Source organism: Ruminococcus sp. zg-924 (assembly GCF_024433635.1).
GTDB lineage: Bacteria > Bacillota > Clostridia > Oscillospirales > Acutalibacteraceae > UBA7067.
This window is the reverse complement of record NZ_WNJZ01000001.1, coordinates 209942-229986: the sequence shown is the minus strand read 5'-3', so window position 1 is coordinate 229986 and position 20045 is coordinate 209942. Positions and strand designations below refer to the sequence as shown.

Below are 20045 nucleotides of genomic sequence, written 5' to 3'. Positions count from 1 at the left end.
GGGTTGCTTTTTTTCGGATTTTATAACACATTTTTCTTTCTGCGAAATATAGTTGTAATTAAGTGTAAAAAGTTGTATAATCTTGTCAATAACAATCGAAAGGCTGTGAAAAAATGAAATGCACAAACTGCAACAGAGATGTTGAAAACACGGCTAAGTTCTGCCCTAATTGCGGCACTAAGCTTGCAGTACAAGAGGAAAAAACAGAGATTTTCAGCAACAGCGAATTTGCTCCGTATGCCCCCGGTGACATTGACGAGTTCGGCAATGAAAAGCCGAAGAAACACAAAAAAGCTCTTGCAGCCATTATAATCATCGGTGCAATTCTTATAACCGCTATGGTTGTTTTTGCGGCGGTAGTTCTCGGCAATACCTGCACCGGAGGCTCTGCAACTAAGACGTCAGACGCATCCTCAACCGCTCCGACAGCACCCTCGACCGCAACAAAGCTTATGATTGAGCTGCCGGACGCTTGCGGCAAAACTCAGCAGCAGGCAACTGAAGAGCTTGAAAGCCTCGGCTTTAACGTAAGCATAATCAAGCAGAACAGTGACACAGTAGAAAGCGGATATGTTATAAACCAAAGTCCACGTGCCGGCAACACAGCCGAGGCAGGTGCGGCGGTTATACTATCAGTTTCAATCGGTCCGGAAGTAACACAGGCAGAAACCGACCCTGAAACCGAAACCGAGACAGAAACTGAAACGGCAAGCAACCCGACTCAGATTGAAAAAACAATCAGCACCTATATAATTCCCGACAGTAACACACGCTACCTTGACTACTCAGACCTTGAGGGAATTGACGGCGACCGGCTTGTGCTTGCAAGAAATGAAATCTATGCTCGTCACGGAAGATTGTTTGATTCAAAGGAACTGCAAGATTACTTTGACAAATGCACATGGTACAACGGCACAATAGCACCAAACGACTTTAACGAGAGCACCTTGAACAAATACGAAAGGGCAAATATAGACTTCATTCTGCAAAAGGAGTTAAGCGCAAGATAAAATTTACAAATTTTATTGCAATAAAGTGCAGATTGCCATATAATTAAGGGGATAACACAAAATACGAAAGGGATGTTTGAAATGTACAAGGATATGGTAGATACAATAGGCTTCCTCGGCGATTATGACAGCGATGTTGCAAGCGCTATGAACGAGGAGCTTAAAAGACAGAGAAGAAATATTGAGCTTATAGCCTCAGAAAATATCGTTTCACCTGCCGTTATGGCGGCTATGGGCAGTGTTTTGACAAACAAATACGCCGAGGGTTATCCGGGCAAGCGCTACTACGGCGGCTGTCAGTGTGTTGACGTTGTCGAGGAGATTGCACGCAAAAGAGCCTGCGAGCTTTTCGGCGCAGAGCACGCAAATGTACAGCCTCATTCCGGCGCACAGGCTAATATGGCTGTATACTTTGCAATGCTTGAACCGGGCGACACCGTTATGGGTATGAACTTAAGTGAGGGCGGTCACCTCACCCATGGCTCACCGGTAAACCTCAGCGGAAAATACTACAACTTTGTTGCATACGGGGTTGACCCTGAATCACACAGAATTGACTATGACAAGGTAATGGAGCAGGCTTTGGAGTGCAAGCCGAAGCTCATTGTATGCGGTGCAAGCGCATATCCAAGAATTATTGATTTCAAGAAATTCCGTGAAATTGCAGACGCCTGCGGCGCATACCTTATGGTTGATATGGCGCACATTGCAGGACTTGTCGCAGCAGGAGTTCATCCAAACCCTGTGGAGCACGCTCATTTTGTTACAACAACAACCCACAAGACCTTAAGAGGCCCCAGAGGTGGTCTTATCCTGTGCAAGGAGGAGTTTGCAAAGGCAATTGACAAGGCTATATTCCCCGGCACGCAGGGTGGCCCTCTTATGCATACAATCGCTGCAAAGGCTGTTTGCCTCGGCGAAGCATTGAAGCCTGAGTTCAAGGTTTACGGCGAGCAGATTGTCAAAAACTGCAAAGCTCTTGCTGACGGCCTTATTTCAAGAGGTCACAAGCTTGTATCCGGCGGCACAGACAACCATGTTTTACTGCTCGACTTAAAGGACACAGAGCTTACAGGCAAAGAGCTTGAGCACCGCCTTGACGAGGTTTACATCACCGCAAACAAGAACACCGTTCCAAACGAGCCGAGAAGTCCGTTTGTAACAAGCGGTGTAAGAATGGGTACAGCGGCAGTAACCACAAGAGGCTTCAAAGAAGACGATATGGACAGGATTGCCGAGTTCATAACAATGGTAACAGAGGACTTTGAGGGCAACGCAGATACAGTAAGAGCCGGCGTAACCGAGCTTTGCGCAAAATATCCTCTTTACGAATAATGCTTAAATAAAATATAATATTACAAAAACACCCCATTGATGAAGTAACCCCAAAAGTTTAGACACTTTTGGAGGCAGTTCATGCGAAGGGGTGTTTTTACGGATTAACAATTTTCAAAGAAAACCAAAACCGTATGGCACAGGTTAATCACCTTGCTATACGGTTTATTCATATTAATTGCACGGATAATTATAACAAAAAGATAAAACTGAATTTAGCTATTTTTACTGTCAAAAACAATTTTTCCATCTTTCATCTCTATCAGTCGGTTGCAATGAGCTGCAATTTCTTTATCGTGAGTAACAATAATTACTGTTATACCTTTATCATTTAACTCTTTGAACAATTCCATTATTGACTGAGATGTTTTAGAGTCAAGAGAACCGGTAGGTTCATCTGCAAAAATAACTGACGGACTATTTACAATTGCCCTTGCTATGGCTACTCTTTGCCGTTGTCCTCCTGATAACTGGTTTACATTTTTATTTTGCTGTTCATCCAGTCCAACTGCTTTTAACGCTTTATCTGCCTTTATTTTCATCTGACTGCCGGAAGTTTTATTAAAATACATTGGCAACATTACATTAAAATCTACTTTTTTCTGATTAATTAACGAAAAGTCCTGCAACACAAAACCAATCTTTTGATTTCGCAGTTTAGATGTTTTAGAATCATTCAGCGAAAAAACATCGACACCATCAATATAATATTTCCCACTGTCAGCCTTGTCAAGACAGCCAAGAATATGCAATAATGTAGATTTTCCTGCACCTGATGTTCCGCAGATTGCAACAAACTCACCGTCGTTTATAGTGAACGAAACATCATCAAGCGCATAGAACAGATTCTTGCCAAGTTTATATGTTTTAATTAGATTTTCAACTTTAATCATTATTCAACTCTCCGATATATTTCTATTGGTGTGCTTTTCCTGAAAATAATTAGTGCCAAAGCAACCGAAATGCCAACCGTTACGAACAAATACAATGCAGTAAATAGTATTGATATTCCGTCAAACAAAACATCTCCTATATTTAAAACACTAAGTGCAGACAGAGTATTATAACACAATATATAAATAATATTTATAATTCCGCCAATCGCACCTAAAAGCACAATGCCGCAGGCAACAATTGCAGAGCTTCGCTTTCTACTGCAACCACACAAAAAGTAAATGGCATGGTCATTTATGTTTTTGTTGACAAACAATACAGAAATACTCAAAAGAGAAAAGCTGACAATAAGCAGCAGAAAAGAAGGAACAGGCATTTTATGACGTAATTCTCTGCCAACTTTTTCGTCAGATTCAAGCTTTATCTCATCATAGGATTTAACTAAAAACTGATTTTTCAAAAAATCTATGTATTTCTCCTGCTCAATTTCATTAGTTTCCGACGAAACACCGGTTATAAAATTTCCCGAAGTTACAATTGCATATTTAGAAATAGAATTTATTTTATTATACAGTTCTTCTGATTTTAAAAAAACAAGTCCATTTAAATTGCCAAACATAGAATCGGCAGTTACTATACTACCTGACTGGTTAAAGGTTGGAACCGCATTGGGTGGAGCAAGCTTGCCGACTATTTTAACCTTTATATAGCTTGGCTGAGAGCTTTCACTATTAACGCTGATATAAACAATATTGCCTATTTTTTCGCCATCAAACTGAGCCCCTGATGCAACAGCGGTAAAAACACCATCAGTACTTTTATCTGATAAATCTTCCCAGGTTCCGTTTGTAAGTGGCATCGGATATTTCTCTACCATTGCTTTATCATATATTTTGCCTACAATCTGATGTCCGCTGTAATTGCACATAAAATGTTGATCCTTTAAAAAAGGTTCATATGCATTATATTTTTTAGCGTCATTCTCAATTCTATTTAGATTATCGTTGATTGGGTCGGTCCCGCTCTCTTTCATTATTTCTGACGGATCATAATCAAACGCACAATACAACATATTTGGACTGTTATAATTCACAAAGATATCCCTCGTATAGGAAATATATCTATACGATGCAAAAGCTGTATTAGCAACAAACAAAACCAACATATATGAAAATACAAGTATTATTGCCGCAGTCTTACTTTTAAAAAGGAAACTAAGTATTAACTTTATACTTTTCATATTTTTCTCCAAAATCATAAGTTATATTTATTCTTATTCTCAACAATCGAACACTTCATATAACTAAACACAAACGGAATTGAGGTCAACAGAGAAAGCATAATCATAAATGCTGTAATTAGGAAATAATCATTGGCGTTATAAATTATTCCTTGCTCAGTATTTATTTGTGAAAAGAACGACTCGTAGAATAGTATATGAACAAAAACAGCAAGAAACGAAATAATTGCGGTAATCGTTACACTCTCGGCAAGCAAAATAGAAACAACCTTCTTTTTTGTCGCACCTACGATAGAATAAATTATATTTTCTCTTCTACTTTTGTCCACCATAAACTTCATAAGGAACATAAATGATGTAATAGAAATAATATAGACAACAGACAGTAAAACCATTATTCCGGAATCCTGCCTTTGTGCCGCATTGTACATTTCAAGAGGAGAACTGATAACCTGCGCTACGGAAACACACGAATTAACCTCCGAAATAAACTTTTCGCTCTCTTCTCTGCTTACTCCGTTTTTCATATACAACGCAAAAGAATCTATACCTATGTTCAAATTTTGCATTGTTTTTTGGGGAATAATTAGTTGATCCCAACCGGCGTGAAAACCGATAACCTCAAATTTGCAACCGCACAGCGTTATTTCATCCCCTAACTGTATTGCCATCATATTATAATCTTGGGGGAGAATAACCACATTTTCGCCGTTTTGGTTTTCCTCTTCAGTAAACTCTATCCTGCCCTTTTCCTGAAATATATGGTCTTCTGAAATCAAGCCTGCACTTAGCTTAAAATAAGACGAGCTTTCATCTTGTAGATTTTTCGGCAACTCATTATTTTCAAAAGTGTGATAAAACCTAATATCTGCAACCTCATCCGATACTAAAACATCGTTTGAAAACAACTTGGAAAAATCCTCGCTGTTATTTATGCTAAACTCGAAATAATTAATATTATTCTCTTTTGACGGCAAAAGCTTTGATGGCATAGTATTTCCATAAAAATACGTAAAGCTTATAGCACACATAAAACATCCAAGTGAAAAAAGTACAAAAACGAGCTTATTAGAATAAAAATAGAAACACAAACGAGAAAATATGATTTTGCTTATTTTCATAAATATGTCGCCTTTTCTTTAAGTTATACCGTAAATGATTTTTTGAAGTCCCGATACATTTATAGTTTTGCAAAAAACACATCGAGAATAATATTCTCAATGTTAACAATTATATAATGGCACTTTTAACTAATCTTGTATTTATTTGTCATTTTATAATATATATTGATGATATCACTTTTTTTGTTTTTGTCAAGTACTACCTGCAATTTTTTATGTTATTAGTAATACAAATACTTTCATTTAAGGCTATTAAGTAAGCTATTTATTAAAATATAAACGGCGAATCAAAATGATTCGCCGTTTATATTTTAATATTCAAACTAAGCTTACAGCACCTTAGACAGAAAGTCCTTGAGCCTCTGGTTTTTCGGATTTTTGAAGAATTCCTCAGGTGATCCCTGCTCTAAGATAACGCCGTCATCAACAAACACTATCTCTGTTCCAACCTCTCTTGCAAAGCCCATTTCGTGGGTTACAACAACCATTGTCATTCCGTCCTTTGCAAGCTGCTTCATAACATCAAGCACCTCGCCAACCATCTCAGGGTCAAGCGCACTTGTCGGCTCGTCAAACAGCATTACGTCAGGGTTCATACATAACGCACGAACAATGGCTATTCTCTGCTTCTGTCCGCCGGAAAGCTGATTAGGATATGCGTTTGCTCTGTCTGCAAGTCCAACCCTTTCAAGCAGCTCCATCGCTCTTTTTTCAGCCTCTGCTTTTTCAAGCTTTAAAAGCTTTATTGGGCCGAGGGTCATATTTTTAAGCACCGTCATATGCGGAAACAAATTGAACTGTTGGAACACCATACCCATTTTCTGTCTATGCAGGTTGATGTTCACCTTCGGGTCGGTTATGTCTGTTCCCTCAAAGAGTATCTCTCCGCCTGTTGGCTCTTCAAGCTTGTTAAGACAGCGCAGGAAGGTTGATTTGCCGGAGCCGGAAGCTCCGATAACAACCATAACATCGCCCTTGCGGATTTCGGCATTGATACCCTTGAGCACCTCAACCTCGCCGAACGACTTCTTCAAACCATTTACTTTAATAAGTACATTATCAGTGGTCACTGTTGCGCAGCCTCCTTTCAAGCTTTTTGAGGAAGAATGTAAGGATAAGAACAATTATGAGGTATATTATTGCAATTGTAATGAGAGGGAAGAAAGCTTCATATGTACGGGAACGGATAAGATTTCCGACATATGTCAAATCCTTAAGCGCTACGTAGCCGGCAACAGAGGTTTCCTTAACAAGTACGATAAACTCGTTGCCAAGAGCAGGCAGAATATTCTTAAACGCCTGTGGAATAACAACGTGAATCATAGTGCTCTTGTAGTCAAAGCCGAGTGAACGACTCGCCTCAAACTGACCTTTGTCAATCGACATAATACCCGAACGAACAATTTCTGCAACATAAGCCGCCGAGTTAAGTCCGAAAGCGATAATCGCCGCAATAATGCCCTCACGCAGAGAAGCAAACACAACGTAGTAAATTATCATAAGCTGAATAACAACCGGCGTTCCTCTGATAACCGTTATGTAAATATTGCAAATTACATTGAGAACCTTAAGAAGATAGTCGCTCGGCTTGGAGCATTTTCTGCCCATAAGCTGCATATCGTGCGTTGAGCGCACAATAGCTATTAGAAAGCCGAGTACAACACCGATAACAGCCGCAAGCAGGGTTATCTCAACAGTAACACCGAGGCCCGCCAAAAGCTGAAGCCAACGGTCGTCTGTGATAAAGGTTCTTTCAAAGCTTGCCGCTATCTCGGAAAAGAATTGTTCCATTTACTTTCCTCCTTATTTGAAAGGCTTTGCCGTTCAACAATTATTTAATCCGTTCAAAACTGCAACACAGCCGTGCTTTAAGCAAAAGCCGAAAGCGCAGCTGTGTTGCCAGCGAACTCTAAATCAAATTACCCGTTAACAATAATAACCTGCTTTGCCTTTGTGTATGTATCGGTAAAGTTTATGGACTGCTTTCTTTCCTCATTAACAGTCATACCTGCCATACCGAAATCTGCCTTACCTGACTGAACAGCAGTAATGATAGCGTCGAAGTCCATATCGTCGATAACAAGCTTATATCCGAGCTTGTCGCAGATTGCCTGTGCAATCATAGCGTCAATACCTACAACCTTACCGCCCTCTTGATACTCATACGGCTCAAAGGTTGCATTAGTTGCCATGTGAAGCTCACCCTTAGAAGTGTCTGTTCCTTCCGGAGTTTCATAAGGTGTCTTTCCCTTTGTGTCATCGCCGATGTAGTTGTTGATAATCTTGTCGATTGTGCCGTCTTCTCTTAGCTCCTTGAGAGCCTTGTTGATGTTATCTCTAAGCTCTGTATTGTTCTTTGCAACGCAGATTGCATATTCTTCCTCTGCAAACGGCTCGTCAAGAATCTTAAGACCTTGGTTAGCAGCTACAAAAGCCTTAGCAGGCTCGTTGTCAATGATTACGCAGTCAATCTTGCCCTGTGTAAGTGCCAAAACTGCGTCTGCGCCCTTGTTATAACGCTCAATGGTTGAACCCTCTTTTTCGTAGTCACTTGCGTAAATATCGCCTGTTGTGCCAAGCTGAACGCCAATCTTTGCGCCTGCGAGATCGTCGATGCTCTTAACTTTTGCTTCAGTGCTGCTTGCAGAAGGCTGAGAGCTTGATGAGTCTGAACTTGAGTTACAAGCTGTAAGCGAAACTGCCGCTGTGCAAAGCATTGATAATGCGAGTAAGCCGGAAATGATTTTCTTCTTCATTTTGTGTCCTCTTTTCTTAACATATTGTTAAATAATATGATAATATAGCTTGCGCCAAATTGCAAGCGAAATGAATAAAATTATCTGAAAATCAGCAAATTAATTCACATAAAACACAGTTTTTTCCGTATAAGAATTAACAATAGCTCCTTCCCTCAAATTCATATTGCGCTTTAAGCTTTACCGAACAAGACAAAGGCAATATAGCTTAAAAATAAAATAAATTTTTTACTCATCAATACGCTTAATCTGTTGATTATCACCGCAAAATACGATATTATATACTTATATAATAAAACAGTTCGGAGGCGAGCAAAATGGACAGAATCGACAAGAATAATTATTACCTTGATATTGCCGAAACGGTTTTAGAAAGAGGCACCTGCCTGCGGCGCAATTTCGGCGCAATTATAGTCAACCGTGACCAAATTATTTCAACAGGTTATGTTGGCGCACCAAGAGGCAGGAAAAACTGCATAGACCTTGGCCACTGCATAAGAGAAACAAAGAATATCCCAAGGGGCGAGCGATATGAGCTGTGCCGCAGTGTTCACGCAGAGGCAAACGCCATTATACATGCCGCAAGAAACGATATGATAGGCGCAACAATGTACCTTGTTGGCAAGAACGCAAAGACAGGCGAATATATTGATCACGCAAACTCGTGCGCTATGTGCAAAAGAATGATAATCAATTCGGGAATTAAAAAGGTTATTATCAGAAATACAAAAACGGAATTTACTGCAATTTATGTTGAGGACTGGATTCACAACGATGAAAGCCTTGACGGCGTTTTTGGGTATTGATATATATAACAACAGGGTGCAGAAAACACAAGCTTATTTCCTGCACCCTGTTTATCTAAATTAGCTAACAGTAATTAAATTTATTTTACATCAATCGGCAGCATTTCCTCCTTATGTCTCTCAGGTGTGCCGTCACAGCTGAAGGTATAGAGCATAAGCTGACCATCATCAGTGGTTGTAATATAGCTATCGTCAATATTATGTTTCTTTGCCGCCTGCAAATAAGCCTGAACGCTTGTACCGCTGTTATTTGTATCACTCAAATCGGCATATGCTGCATTATCGTCGCTTCGCATTTGTAAGCTCTTGCCCTGATAACGGGAATATTTGCCCATATTAAAGCAATACGCTGAAAATACACCGCCGTTCGGCGTAATCCACGCACGAGCAACATCGTCAGTTTTTACACCGTTAAGGTAATAATAAAATCTGACGTCATAGACTCCGACGCCTCCGACGTCTTGCTCAACCGTTTCGGTATATACATAATCTTCAAAATTTTCCACAAAGCTTGACAAATAATCTGCTGCAACATCTACAGCCGTTTCTTTATTTACTTTAATGCTTCCTTTAATTTTGTCTAAATTTGTCGATGGATTTGTAAAGCCAAGGAATTTATCGGTATCATATAAATAGTGGTATGCTGTTCCGTTTTCATCAATAAAAATGTCCTCGCTGCCGTAAACGTCTGCTCTTTTATCAACTGCAATTTCATTATCGTTATACGAATAATCATACTTAAGCGTAATCATTTGTCCGTCAAGCTCTAACTTTTTCTGCGTCCCTGCAAGCTTATCATTTTGGAACCTGCCGGACGCTGTTTTAGTAACAGCTGTGTCAATATAGCCCGTGCTGTATTCATCACTGTATTCTGTTTCCTTATTATCGGCAGCACCAAGGTTCAAATTGCCGCTTGCATAGGATTGCACAATAAACACACCCGCTGTTAAAACAATCAGCATTACAGCGATCATAGCCTTTAATCTTGTTTTCATAAGCTTGCTTCTCCTTTCTGCTGTGTTAATAATAATACTACTAAAAGAATTGATATAATCAGTTAAATTTTATTTGTGAGCTTCCTTGAATTTAATAATTTTTAAGTAATTTCACACAAACCTCTGTACATCGGAATCACCCCATTTTTACGTGATTTTGACTTATGCTCTTTTCAATTAAATCTTACCATTATTATTTATTTTTTTCAATACACATAATCGCCAATGTTAGTAGGGCTTTTTTGGAATATCATACAGATTTTAGTATTTGTTTATATTTTTTAAATTATCACACAATAATTTATTGTTTCCTATAAAATTTTATTTGTTAAATACGAATTAACACTACTTTCAAAATAATCAATTTTGACAGGAAATTTTAATTCTCTGTTTTATCCAAAGATTAAAAACTTAATTGCAAAAATGTTGTTCAAAACTCTTTTTGCCTTGCAGCTTACTGACTTTATTCGACAAATTAATCGTCAAAATTCATAAATGTTGTTGCGTGTAATATAGAAAATATACAAAACAGACTATCAAAAATCCGCACTGTTCCGCCGGCAGAATATAAGCGGAAAAACAAGGCGGATTTTACAATAATTTCACTGAAAAAGATATTGACAATTTTTTAACAATCTCATATAATGAAACTGCAGAAAGAAAGAAACAAGACTTCTGTTGATTTTATTTATTAATCTACTACTAAATGGAGGAGAAAATCATGGCTAAGAAAGAAACAGCAGTACCGGAAATCATCGATAATGTTGAAGCTCTCGTTGCTAAAATGAACGCTATGAGAGAAGCCCAGAAGGTATTTGCAACCTACACACAGGAACAGGTTGACAAAATCTTTCAGGCAGCAGCAATCGCTGCAAACAAAGAGCGTATTCCTCTCGCAAAAATGGCGGTTGAGGAAACAGGCATGGGTATTGTAGAAGATAAGGTTATCAAGAACCACTATGCAGCAGAATATATCTACAACAAATTTAAGAATGAGAAAACCTGCGGCGTAATTGAAGAAGATAAGGCATTCGGCATCAAAAAGGTTGCAGAGCCTATCGGTCTTATCGCAGCAGTTATCCCGACAACAAACCCGACATCAACAGCTATCTTCAAAACACTTATCGCTTTAAAGACAAGAAACGCTATCATCATCAGCCCACACCCAAGAGCAAAGAAGTCAACTATTGCAGCAGCAAAGGTTGTTCTTGACGCAGCAGTTGCAGCAGGCGCTCCGGAGGGAATTATCGGCTGGATTGACATTCCGTCACTTGAGCTTACAAACGAGGTTATGAAGAATTCAGACACAATTCTTGCAACAGGTGGTCCGGGAATGGTTAAGGCTGCTTATTCATCAGGCAAGCCGGCTCTTGGTGTTGGCGCAGGTAACACACCTGTTATTATTGATTCAACAGCAGACATCAAGGTTGCAGTTAACTCAATCATTCACTCAAAGACATTTGACAACGGTATGATTTGCGCATCTGAGCAGTCTGTTACAGCTGTTGCTGATGTTTATGATGCAGTTAAGAAGGAATTTCAATCAAGAGGCTGCTACTTCCTTAAGGGCGACGAGCTTGATAAGGTAAGAAAGACAATCCTCATTAACGGCTCTCTTAACGCTAAGATTGTTGGTCAGAAGGCTCACACAATCGCTGCGCTCGCAGGCGTTGACGTTCCGGAAAGCACAAAGATTCTTATTGGTGAGGTTGAAAGCGTTGACATCAGCGAGGAGTTCGCTCACGAGAAGCTCTCCCCTGTACTTGCACTTTACAAGGCTGAAAGCTTTGATGACGCTATTGCAAAGGCTGAAAGACTTGTTGCAGACGGCGGCTACGGCCACACATCTTCACTTTATATTCATCCGTCAGAAACAGAGAAAATTAAAAAGCACTACGAGGCTATGAAAACCTGCCGTATTCTTATCAACACTCCGTCATCACATGGCGGCATTGGCGACCTTTACAACTTCAAGCTTGCTCCGTCACTCACACTTGGCTGCGGCTCTTGGGGCGGCAACTCAGTATCTGAGAACGTTGGCGTTAAGCACCTTATCAATATAAAGACTGTTGCCGAGAGGAGAGAGAATATGCTTTGGTTCAGAGCACCGCAAAAGGTTTACTTTAAGAAGGGTTGTATGCCGGTTGCCCTTGATGAGCTTGGCACAGTTATGGGCAAGAAAAAGGCATTTATCGTTACAGACCAGTTCCTGTACAAGAATGGCTACGCTAAGGGCATAGAGGAGAAGCTCGACGAGATGGGTATTCAGCATCAGTGCTTCTTCGACGTTGCTCCGGACCCGACACTCGGCTGCGCACTTGAGGGTGTTAAGCAGATAAGAGCATTTGAGCCTGACACAATCATCGCACTTGGCGGTGGCTCTGCTATGGACGCAGCTAAGATTATGTGGGTTCTCTATGAGCATCCGGAAGCAGACTTCTTTGATATGGCTATGCGCTTTATGGATATCAGAAAGAGAGTTTACACCTTCCCGAAGATGGGCGAAAAGGCTACTTTTGTTGCTATCCCAACTTCATCAGGTACAGGCTCTGAGGTTACTCCGTTTGCCGTTATCACAGACGAGAACACAGGCATCAAGTATCCGCTTGCTGACTATGAGCTTCTCCCGAATATTGCTATTATCGACGCTGACAATATGATGAACCAGCCTAAGGGTCTTACAAGCGCATCAGGTATTGACGCTTTGACACATGCACTTGAGGCTTACGCTTCCATTATGGCTACTGACTATACAGACGGTCTTGCACTCAAGGCTATGAAGAACATCTTCAAATTCCTCCCGAGCGCATACGAGAACGGTGCAAACGATCCGGAAGCAAGAGAGAAGATGGCTGACGCTTCAACAATGGCAGGTATGGCTTTTGCCAATGCATTCCTCGGTGTTTGCCACTCAATGGCTCATAAGCTCGGCGCTTATCACCACCTCCCGCACGGCGTTGCAAACGCACTTCTTATCAACCTTGTTATGAAGTTCAACGCTTGCTCGGTTCCGACAAAGATGGGTACATTCTCACAGTACAAGTACCCGCATACTCTTGAGAGATACGCAGAGTGCGGACGTTTCTGCGGCTTCACAGGCAACAGCGACGAAGAAGTATTTGAGAACTTCCTCAAGGGCATTGACGAGCTTAAGGCTAAGGTTGGCATCAAGAAGACTATCGCAGAGTACGGCATTAAGGAAGAGGACTTCCTTGCAACTCTTGATGAAATGGTTGAAAACGCATTTGACGACCAGTGCACAGGCGCTAACCCAAGATATCCGCTTATGAGCGAAATCAAGGATATGTACCTCGCAGCTTACTACGGCGAGAATAAATAATCGCTAATAAATAAAATCAACAATAAGCGGCGGCATACAGATTTCTCTGTATGCCGCCGCTGCTTTTATTATTAAGCTAAAACTAAAAAAGCAAAGCCTTGACCGTCAAAAGCCAAGGCTCTGTTTTTGTGTGTCTTTGTATTAACCTGCATTTTTAAGCTGTAATCTCAGCTTATCAGAAATCATTGCAATAAACTCGCTGTTTGTCGGCTTCCCTCTGCCGTTGTGAATAGTATATCCAAAATAAGAGTTCAGTACATCAACATCTCCCCTGTCCCACGCAACCTCAATAGCGTGACGAATAGCTCTTTCTACCCTTGAAGAGGTTGTTTCATAAAGCTTAGCAACCGACGGATAAAGCTTCTTTGTAACTGCGTTGATAATTTCCGGAGTTTCTATCGACATAATAATCGACCTTCTCAGGTAGTGATAGCCCTTAATATGTGCAGGAACACCAATCTGGTGCAGAATCTCAGTCACCTGCATCTCTATTGAATCGCCCTTTGCTTCGCTCAGGTGACGGATATTGTCTTTCTTGCTGCCATTAACAAGGCCTGCTATCTCCTGCGCAAGAGCGGCAGTATCAACGGGATATGAAGCAAACAGCGACGCTCCGCTGTTTATCACCTCACGCTCAAGCACAGGACTGTCAAAGCTTGAAAGCATAACAAACTCCGGCGGATTCTCACCTTGGTTAATTACGCTGCGCAAAACTCCGATTCCGTCAATCTTCTTCAAAAACAAATCGGCAATTACAATTCTCGGCTTCAGCGTATTAATCCGCTCCATAAGCTCAATTCCGTCTTTGCCGCAAATCGACAGTTCAATACCGCATTTGTCAAAATGAGCAAGCTGTTCTCTGCTAAATTCCTGAGGTTCTGCTGTTAAAATTGCTAAAATCTTATTTTCCATTTTATATCCCCTAACTGTTTTGTTGTTGTACCAATATTACCATATTTTGGTAAATAATGCAAGAGCTTACAGAAACTTTTTTAAAAAAATTTTATATTCATTATTTTTGTAATCGTAATTTAGCCGACCATAATAGACGAGTTGTAATAAAACTCGCTGATAACATTCAGCACTCGCCATAATCTCGCTTTTTCCAACAATTTGGAGTTGACATTGATTCAATATAAAATAACGCAACACAAGCATTAAGGCAAGCTCTTAACCTGAGAGCTTGCCTTTGTTGTTGCGTAAGAGCATAATGTTTCCGCCTAAAGCCACTTTAAGCAGCCTCATCATACAGCCCTGTTGACCTTGCATAATCAGACAGCATATTCTCGGCAAAAATTGCATAACCCTTGTCGGGAGCATTGACAAATACGTGTGTAACTGCACCGGCAAGCTTGCCGTTTTGAATTATCGGGCTTCCGCTCATACCCTGCACTATTCCGCCTGTTTTGCTTTTAAGCTCCTCATCTGTTATCCTTATAACCATATTCTTTGTCTTGTTGTTTTCATCATAGCCTATGCTCTCTATTTCAATGTCATATTCGCCCGGCTCGTCCCCGTTTAAGGTTGTCAGCAATGTGGCTTTGCCTGTTTTTACCTCCTGAATTGAGGCTACGGAAACCTCATTTTCCAGATTGTCCGGCATTTTATTTACAGTTCCGTAAACGCCTGTTTCCATATTATCATTAAGCTTTCCAACTGCGCCTAACTCAAAGTGCCCGTTAAGGCTTCCGGGTGTTCCCTCTATGCCCTTTGTAATCGTGTCTATACTCGCATTTAAAATCATACCGTGGTCAAGCGGCATAAGTCCTCCTGTGTCAACGTCACATATGCCGTGCCCAAGCCCTGCAAATCCACCGTTTTCATTGCAATAAAAGGTAGTTGTGCCTATGCCTGCCGAGCTGTCCCGTATCCAAAGTCCTATTTTGTAGTTGTTCTCACCCATTTTAATCGGAGTAACGCTTGTAGTAAAGTCCTGCATATCTCTGCTAACCTCAAACACAAGCGGCTTACCGTTGCTTTTATTGACAAGCTTAGAAAGCTGCGAATTGTTCAGCACAACATCACCGTTTACGCTTTTTATAGTGTCGCCAACCTTTATACCAGCGTCAACAGCGGGACTGCTTTTTCTGCCGTTTGACGCAAGCTCCTCTGTTTTTACGACCATAACTCCGCTTGTGAAAATTTCAACGCCAAACGGTGTGCCGCCGGGTATAACCTTAATATCCTCACGGCTTGTAATACTTACGCTTTTAACGGGAAATATATTAGCAAACACAAGCTGTCCGTTTCCGCCTTCTCCGTTTGCGTTAACTTTTTCGTCCTTTACAATGGTCAGTGCCGGCATTGCGCTTAAACCCTGCACTGTGCTTTCATCTGTCACAGTAAAGCTATCCGGTATTGAAGACGCAAAGAACGCAGTGCAGCCAAACAGCGCAAGAGCAGACAAAGCTGTCACCGTATAACAAAATTTAAATATTTTTTTTGCTCTCATTTTATCACCTCCAAGCTCCTGCATTAATAGCATTAATCAAAAGCGGCGGTATAATCACCCAAAAATATATTCCAAAGCAATTTTATCCGCAAACCTTTAAAAAACAGCTTGAAAAAACACTTATTTCAAAAAAATTTCATTTGTGGAAAAACAACGCAACTCAAATCATAATATTATTGTAAAAAATTTCCGCTTATGATATTATTAAAAAAATGCGGAAATATAATCCGCAAATTATTGAAAGTCGGTGATAAAATGAACAACGAAGCAAGCCTGCCTGAGCGACTCAACCCAACGGCGAAAGACGGACTTACCGCCGAACAAGTAGAGTGCCGCTTAAGGGAAGGACTTTACAACAAAGAATCTACCCTGCCGACAAAAAGCATACCCCGCATTTTTGCCGACAATATCTGCACACTGTTTAACCTTATTAATATAATCCTTGCAATAGCAGTGTTGCTTGTCGGTTCTTACAAGAATATGCTTTTTATGGTTGTCATACTTGCAAACATTGCAATCGGCATTTTTCAGGAGATTCGAGCAAAGCGCACTGTTGACAGGCTATCGATAATAAACCAAGCCAAGGTCAAGTCAGTGCGTAACGGCAAGATACAGGAAATTTCAATTAATGATATTGTCCTTGACGACATAATCGAGCTTTCCTCAGGCAATCAGGTGCCTACCGACTGCATCGTTATGAACAGCGAGGTTGACGTCAATGAATCGCTTTTGACAGGTGAATCTGAACCAATACATAAAAAGCCAGGCGACACACTTCTATCCGGCAGCTTTATTGTAAGCGGCAGATGCCGCTGCAAGGCGGAGCATATTGGAAACGACAACTATGCCTCAACAGTGTTCAGCGGAGCCAAGTATGTTAAAAAGGTCAATTCCGAGATAATGAGAACGCTGAACAGGATAATAAAAATAATCTCTATTGCAATTTTCCCGATTGGTCTGTTGCTCTCGTTCAATCAATTCTTTCAAAACAACGGCAACATTCAAGAAACTGTAACACACGTTGTCGCCGCCTTAGTCGGTATGATTCCGGAAGGACTTATCCTGCTGACAAGTACCGTGCTTGCCGTAGGTGTTATAAGACTTTCAAGGCACAATGTACTTGTTCAGGAACTGTACTGCATTGAAACGCTCGCAAGGGTTGATGTGCTGTGTCTTGACAAAACAGGTACTATCACAGAGGGTAATATGGTTGTGCATAAAGCTATACCCATAAACGGCACAACAGATGAGGAATTTAAGGACGCTTTGAACGCTTTGACAGCTTCTCTTAACGATGACAACCCAACCTATAATGCCGTTAAGGCAATGTTTAACGGCACAAGTAACAAAACGGCGGTAAAAATCCATCCGTTCTCTTCCGCAAAAAAATGGAGCGGTGCGTACTTTGGCAATGACGGCTCACTTGTATTCGGTGCGGCGGAATTCATTTTCAAGGATATTATCCCCGAAAGCGTATCCGAATCAATTAAAGAATATTCAAACGGGTACAGAGTTCTTGCCGTTGCTCACTCCGCGAGCGATTTCAACGGAGAAAGCTTGCCCGATAAATTAGAGCCGATTGGCGTCCTTGTTATCAAGGATAAGGTTCGTGACAGCGCACACGACACGCTTGAGTTTTTCGCATCACAGGGTGTTGAGCTTAAGATAATATCGGGTGACAATGTGCATACCGTTGCAAGCATAGCAAAGGAAGCAGGTCTTAAAAATTATGATAAATACATTGACGCTTCAACCCTCAAAACCGACGAGGACATTAAAGAAGCTATTTTGAAATACTCCGTATTCGGCAGAGTAACGCCCGACCAGAAAAAGGCGTTTGTTCTTGCGCTTAAAGAGGCAGGTCACACTGTTGCAATGACCGGCGACGGCGTAAATGATGTACTCGCACTCAAAGAGGCTGATTGCAGTGTTGCAATGGCAAGCGGCAGTGAGGCGGCAAGAAATGTTTCTCAGCTTGTGCTGATGGATTCTGACTTTTCCTCAATGCCCCGTGTTGTGGCTGAAGGCAGGCGGTCAATAAACAACATTCAGCGCAGTGCTTCTCTCTTTATTGTAAAGACAATCTACTCATCTATACTCAGCCTGCTTTTCGTCTTTCTACCACTCTCCTACCCAATTGAGCCAATACAGATGACTCTTGTAAGCGCATTTGCAATTGGTCTGCCGTCCTTCGTGCTGGCTCTTGAGCCAAACCACGAGCGAGTCAAGGGAAATTTCTTTATCAATGTCATATCAAGGGCTTTGCCCTGCGCACTTGTTGTTATACTTATGACTGTGGCTAACGTCATACTTCACATTACATTCGGAACAACTGACATTGAATATTCAACGCTTCAGGTTGTCATTCTGTCTATTGCAGGAATTATGCTTATCACAAAAATCAGTATTCCGTTCAACGCAATAAGAACGGCTTTGATAACGGTATGTGCCGGCGGACTGGCACTTGGCATTACGGTGTTCGGGTGGTTCTTCGGAACAAACCCGTTCAGCGTCAGAATGCTGATTTTAATATCAGTAATAACAGCTTTGAGCGCAGTGCTTTTCGTTGTATTCAACAAAACTGCGGATAAAATGAAACTTCATAAAATGATTAAAATAGAAATTTAAACCAACAAAAAGAGCCGAGGTAATTTTAAAACCTCAGCTCTTTATTTTTCTGTTCTATTGTTTAGCCGCAACGAGCAAATCAAGCACATCACACTCGCTGTCACCGTTTATATCAAGCGCCGCCTTAAACGGAAAATCGAGCTGAGCCTTGCCGCACAGGCACCTCATATAACTTCTGACATCAAGGCTGTTTACATTGCCCTCACCCGTTAAATCACCCGAAACAATCAGCGTGTAGCTTTTCTTGTCAGCTCCCGTAAACTCTGCGGTGAAGCCTGTACCTACATTTCCGCTTGTCCTTGTCTTACCGTCATAATTTCTGAACACAGCCTTATAGTCGCTGTAATCTATATTCGTTTTAAAAACCGCAATAGTAGTTTGTGGCTTAATTCCCGTCACCGTCATCGCACTGTTATCAATAGTGTATAAATCGGAGGTAATTCCACCCTTCCCGTTCAGCTCAGAGCTTATGCTTTCCGGAGGCTTTGAATCACTTGAAGCTTCGGGTCGGGTTGGCTTAACCACAGGTTCCATCTCATTGGCAGCTACCGTCATAAGCTCTCCGCTGTCATTCAATGCGCCAACTTTTGTTCCGCAGGGAAAAAGCTGATAAATATATTCTCCTGTGTCGAGATATGATAAAACCTCACCGCTGCCCGACATAGAATAAATCATACTTCCGTCAGAATAGTATACCATATTTCTGATTACAGCACAGCTGCTGCTCGGTACCGTGCAAAGGCTTTTTATTGTTCTGCCGTTTATCGCATACACCCTGCCGCTGCTGCTTATGACGGCAGATTTTCCGCACAATGTAACAGGTGTTTGAAGATTGCCCAAATCATACAGAACATCACCGTCAAGCAAACCGATACCGTCACTGTAAACTACATACAGACAATCTGCGGCACTGTCATACAAAAGCTGATCAACAGGACGAAATGACCTCACACTGAACTTAAATACACTGTCCAAGCTGTATGCTCTTATTGTTTTCAGGTCATCCTGTAAGATATAATATTCGTTCTTGCCAAGAGCAAAGCTATCCCTGCCTGCAATTGTTGCACTTACAGTGTTTATATCATTGAAATTTTTCTTGAAATCATACGTCAGAATTTGCAGCTGAGAGATATTAACCCCGTTTTCACTCACATCTGTTCCACTCAGCACGGCACCGACAATACCGTTGCTGCCCGAAAATGCTTCGAGCGTCAGACCGTCAGGCTCAAATGAAAACCCTGAGGCTCCGCTGCCGTTTATATACATAAACTCAAGAGCTGAGCCATACTTTGCGGAAAGAAAAATTCCTCCGGACGAGTCTGCACAGGAACGAAAATCATCGGCATTCATTAATTTTGATACATCATAATATGTATATGCTCTTGCTTCAAAACACGAAAGGACAAGAGTGACTGCCAAAAGCACAGCAGCAATGCGCTTTTTCATAATCATCACCGCACGAAAGAAA

15 protein-coding genes are annotated in these 20045 nt (G+C 41.1%); 5 read left to right on the top strand and 10 right to left on the bottom strand.

The features are described 5' to 3' along the window. Nucleotides 1-113 precede the first annotated feature (113 nt). Together GMA13_RS00970 and glyA are read left to right on the top strand one after the other, a co-directional pair. Nucleotides 114-1010, top strand: coding sequence for a YARHG domain-containing protein (locus tag GMA13_RS00970; protein ID WP_255882311.1), 897 nt, complete (start codon nt 114-116; stop codon nt 1008-1010). 81 nt (nt 1011-1091) lie between these two features. Next, nucleotides 1092-2345 carry a serine hydroxymethyltransferase gene (gene glyA / locus GMA13_RS00965; protein ID WP_255882310.1) on the top strand — a complete coding sequence of 418 codons (1254 nt, stop codon included), beginning with the start codon at nt 1092-1094 and terminating at the stop codon, nt 2343-2345. Between the two features lie 215 nt (nt 2346-2560). Here the strand turns inward: glyA and GMA13_RS00960 are convergent, their stop codons facing one another. The 6 genes from GMA13_RS00960 to GMA13_RS00935 all read right to left on the bottom strand — a co-directional run bounded on the left by GMA13_RS00960 (nt 2561) and on the right by GMA13_RS00935 (nt 8356). Continuing rightward, the gene (locus GMA13_RS00960) at nt 2561-3238 is read right to left on the bottom strand and encodes an ABC transporter ATP-binding protein (RefSeq protein ID WP_255882309.1); all 678 of its coding nucleotides are present in this window, start codon (nt 3236-3238) and stop codon (nt 2561-2563) included. Further along, the gene (locus tag GMA13_RS00955) at nt 3238-4332 is read right to left on the bottom strand and encodes a hypothetical protein (protein WP_255910236.1); all 1095 of its coding nucleotides are present in this window, start codon (nt 4330-4332) and stop codon (nt 3238-3240) included. Before GMA13_RS00955 ends, GMA13_RS00960 begins: the two co-directional genes overlap by 1 nt. Nucleotides 4333-4493: 161 nt before the next feature. Further along, complete coding sequence (locus tag GMA13_RS00950) at nt 4494-5471, bottom strand: FtsX-like permease family protein (protein ID WP_255882307.1); 978 nt, start codon at nt 5469-5471, stop codon at nt 4494-4496. Nucleotides 5472-5929: 458 nt separating this feature from the next. Continuing rightward, on the bottom strand, nt 5930-6670 hold the full coding sequence (locus GMA13_RS00945; protein ID WP_255882306.1) for an amino acid ABC transporter ATP-binding protein: 741 nt from the start codon (nt 6668-6670) through the stop codon (nt 5930-5932). Continuing rightward, entirely contained in the window at nt 6660-7391 is a 732-nt protein-coding gene (locus tag GMA13_RS00940) for an amino acid ABC transporter permease (RefSeq protein WP_255882305.1), read from the bottom strand. Before GMA13_RS00940 ends, GMA13_RS00945 begins: the two co-directional genes overlap by 11 nt. A 128-nt stretch (nt 7392-7519) precedes the next feature. Beyond that, the gene (locus GMA13_RS00935; RefSeq protein ID WP_255882304.1) at nt 7520-8356 is read right to left on the bottom strand and encodes a transporter substrate-binding domain-containing protein; all 837 of its coding nucleotides are present in this window, start codon (nt 8354-8356) and stop codon (nt 7520-7522) included. 317 nt (nt 8357-8673) lie between these two features. On the opposite strand from GMA13_RS00935, the gene GMA13_RS00930 reads away from it, so the two are divergent. After that, entirely contained in the window at nt 8674-9162 is a 489-nt protein-coding gene (locus tag GMA13_RS00930; RefSeq protein ID WP_255882303.1) for a deaminase, read from the top strand. An 80-nt stretch (nt 9163-9242) separates the two neighbouring features. On the opposite strand, the gene GMA13_RS00925 is transcribed toward GMA13_RS00930, so the two are convergent. Then, the gene (locus tag GMA13_RS00925) at nt 9243-10157 is read right to left on the bottom strand and encodes a hypothetical protein (protein ID WP_255882302.1); all 915 of its coding nucleotides are present in this window, start codon (nt 10155-10157) and stop codon (nt 9243-9245) included. A gap of 721 nt (nt 10158-10878) precedes the next feature. Here GMA13_RS00925 and adhE point away from each other — a divergent pair. Beyond that, the gene (gene adhE, locus GMA13_RS00920; RefSeq protein WP_255882301.1) at nt 10879-13497 is read left to right on the top strand and encodes a bifunctional acetaldehyde-CoA/alcohol dehydrogenase; all 2619 of its coding nucleotides are present in this window, start codon (nt 10879-10881) and stop codon (nt 13495-13497) included. Between the two features lie 141 nt (nt 13498-13638). On the opposite strand, the gene spo0A is transcribed toward adhE, so the two are convergent. After that, nucleotides 13639-14409: a sporulation transcription factor Spo0A gene (gene spo0A / locus GMA13_RS00915; RefSeq protein WP_255882299.1), complete on the bottom strand. Its 771-nt coding sequence runs from the start codon at nt 14407-14409 to the stop codon at nt 13639-13641. A gap of 319 nt (nt 14410-14728) precedes the next feature. Continuing rightward, on the bottom strand, nt 14729-15949 hold the full coding sequence (gene spoIVB / locus GMA13_RS00910; protein ID WP_255882298.1) for a SpoIVB peptidase: 1221 nt from the start codon (nt 15947-15949) through the stop codon (nt 14729-14731). 255 nt (nt 15950-16204) lie between these two features. Between spoIVB and GMA13_RS00905 the strand changes: the two genes are divergently transcribed. Continuing rightward, complete coding sequence (locus GMA13_RS00905) at nt 16205-18577, top strand: cation-translocating P-type ATPase (RefSeq protein WP_255882297.1); 2373 nt, start codon at nt 16205-16207, stop codon at nt 18575-18577. A gap of 54 nt (nt 18578-18631) precedes the next feature. On the opposite strand, the gene GMA13_RS00900 is transcribed toward GMA13_RS00905, so the two are convergent. Next, nucleotides 18632-20023, bottom strand: a complete 1392-nt coding sequence (locus tag GMA13_RS00900; RefSeq protein WP_255882296.1) for a dockerin type I domain-containing protein — start codon at nt 20021-20023, stop codon at nt 18632-18634. Nucleotides 20024-20045 lie beyond the last annotated feature (22 nt).

Bases quoted from the DNA above. Each gene is read 5' to 3' on its own strand.
- GMA13_RS00950 (WP_255882307.1), bottom strand. From the start codon at position 5,471: ATGCCATCAAAGCTTTTGCCGTCAAAAGAGAATAATATTAATTATTTC.
- GMA13_RS00935 (WP_255882304.1), bottom strand. From the start codon at position 8,356: ATGAAGAAGAAAATCATTTCCGGCTTACTCGCATTATCAATGCTTTGC.
- GMA13_RS00905 (WP_255882297.1), top strand. From the start codon at position 16,205: ATGAACAACGAAGCAAGCCTGCCTGAGCGACTCAACCCAACGGCGAAA.
- GMA13_RS00930 (WP_255882303.1), top strand. From the start codon at position 8,674: ATGGACAGAATCGACAAGAATAATTATTACCTTGATATTGCCGAAACG.
- glyA (WP_255882310.1), top strand. From the start codon at position 1,092: ATGTACAAGGATATGGTAGATACAATAGGCTTCCTCGGCGATTATGAC.
- GMA13_RS00900 (WP_255882296.1), bottom strand. From the start codon at position 20,023: ATGAAAAAGCGCATTGCTGCTGTGCTTTTGGCAGTCACTCTTGTCCTT.
- GMA13_RS00925 (WP_255882302.1), bottom strand. From the start codon at position 10,157: ATGAAAACAAGATTAAAGGCTATGATCGCTGTAATGCTGATTGTTTTA.
- GMA13_RS00940 (WP_255882305.1), bottom strand. From the start codon at position 7,391: ATGGAACAATTCTTTTCCGAGATAGCGGCAAGCTTTGAAAGAACCTTT.
- adhE (WP_255882301.1), top strand. From the start codon at position 10,879: ATGGCTAAGAAAGAAACAGCAGTACCGGAAATCATCGATAATGTTGAA.
- spo0A (WP_255882299.1), bottom strand. From the start codon at position 14,409: ATGGAAAATAAGATTTTAGCAATTTTAACAGCAGAACCTCAGGAATTT.
- GMA13_RS00960 (WP_255882309.1), bottom strand. From the start codon at position 3,238: ATGATTAAAGTTGAAAATCTAATTAAAACATATAAACTTGGCAAGAAT.
- spoIVB (WP_255882298.1), bottom strand. From the start codon at position 15,949: ATGAGAGCAAAAAAAATATTTAAATTTTGTTATACGGTGACAGCTTTG.
- GMA13_RS00970 (WP_255882311.1), top strand. From the start codon at position 114: ATGAAATGCACAAACTGCAACAGAGATGTTGAAAACACGGCTAAGTTC.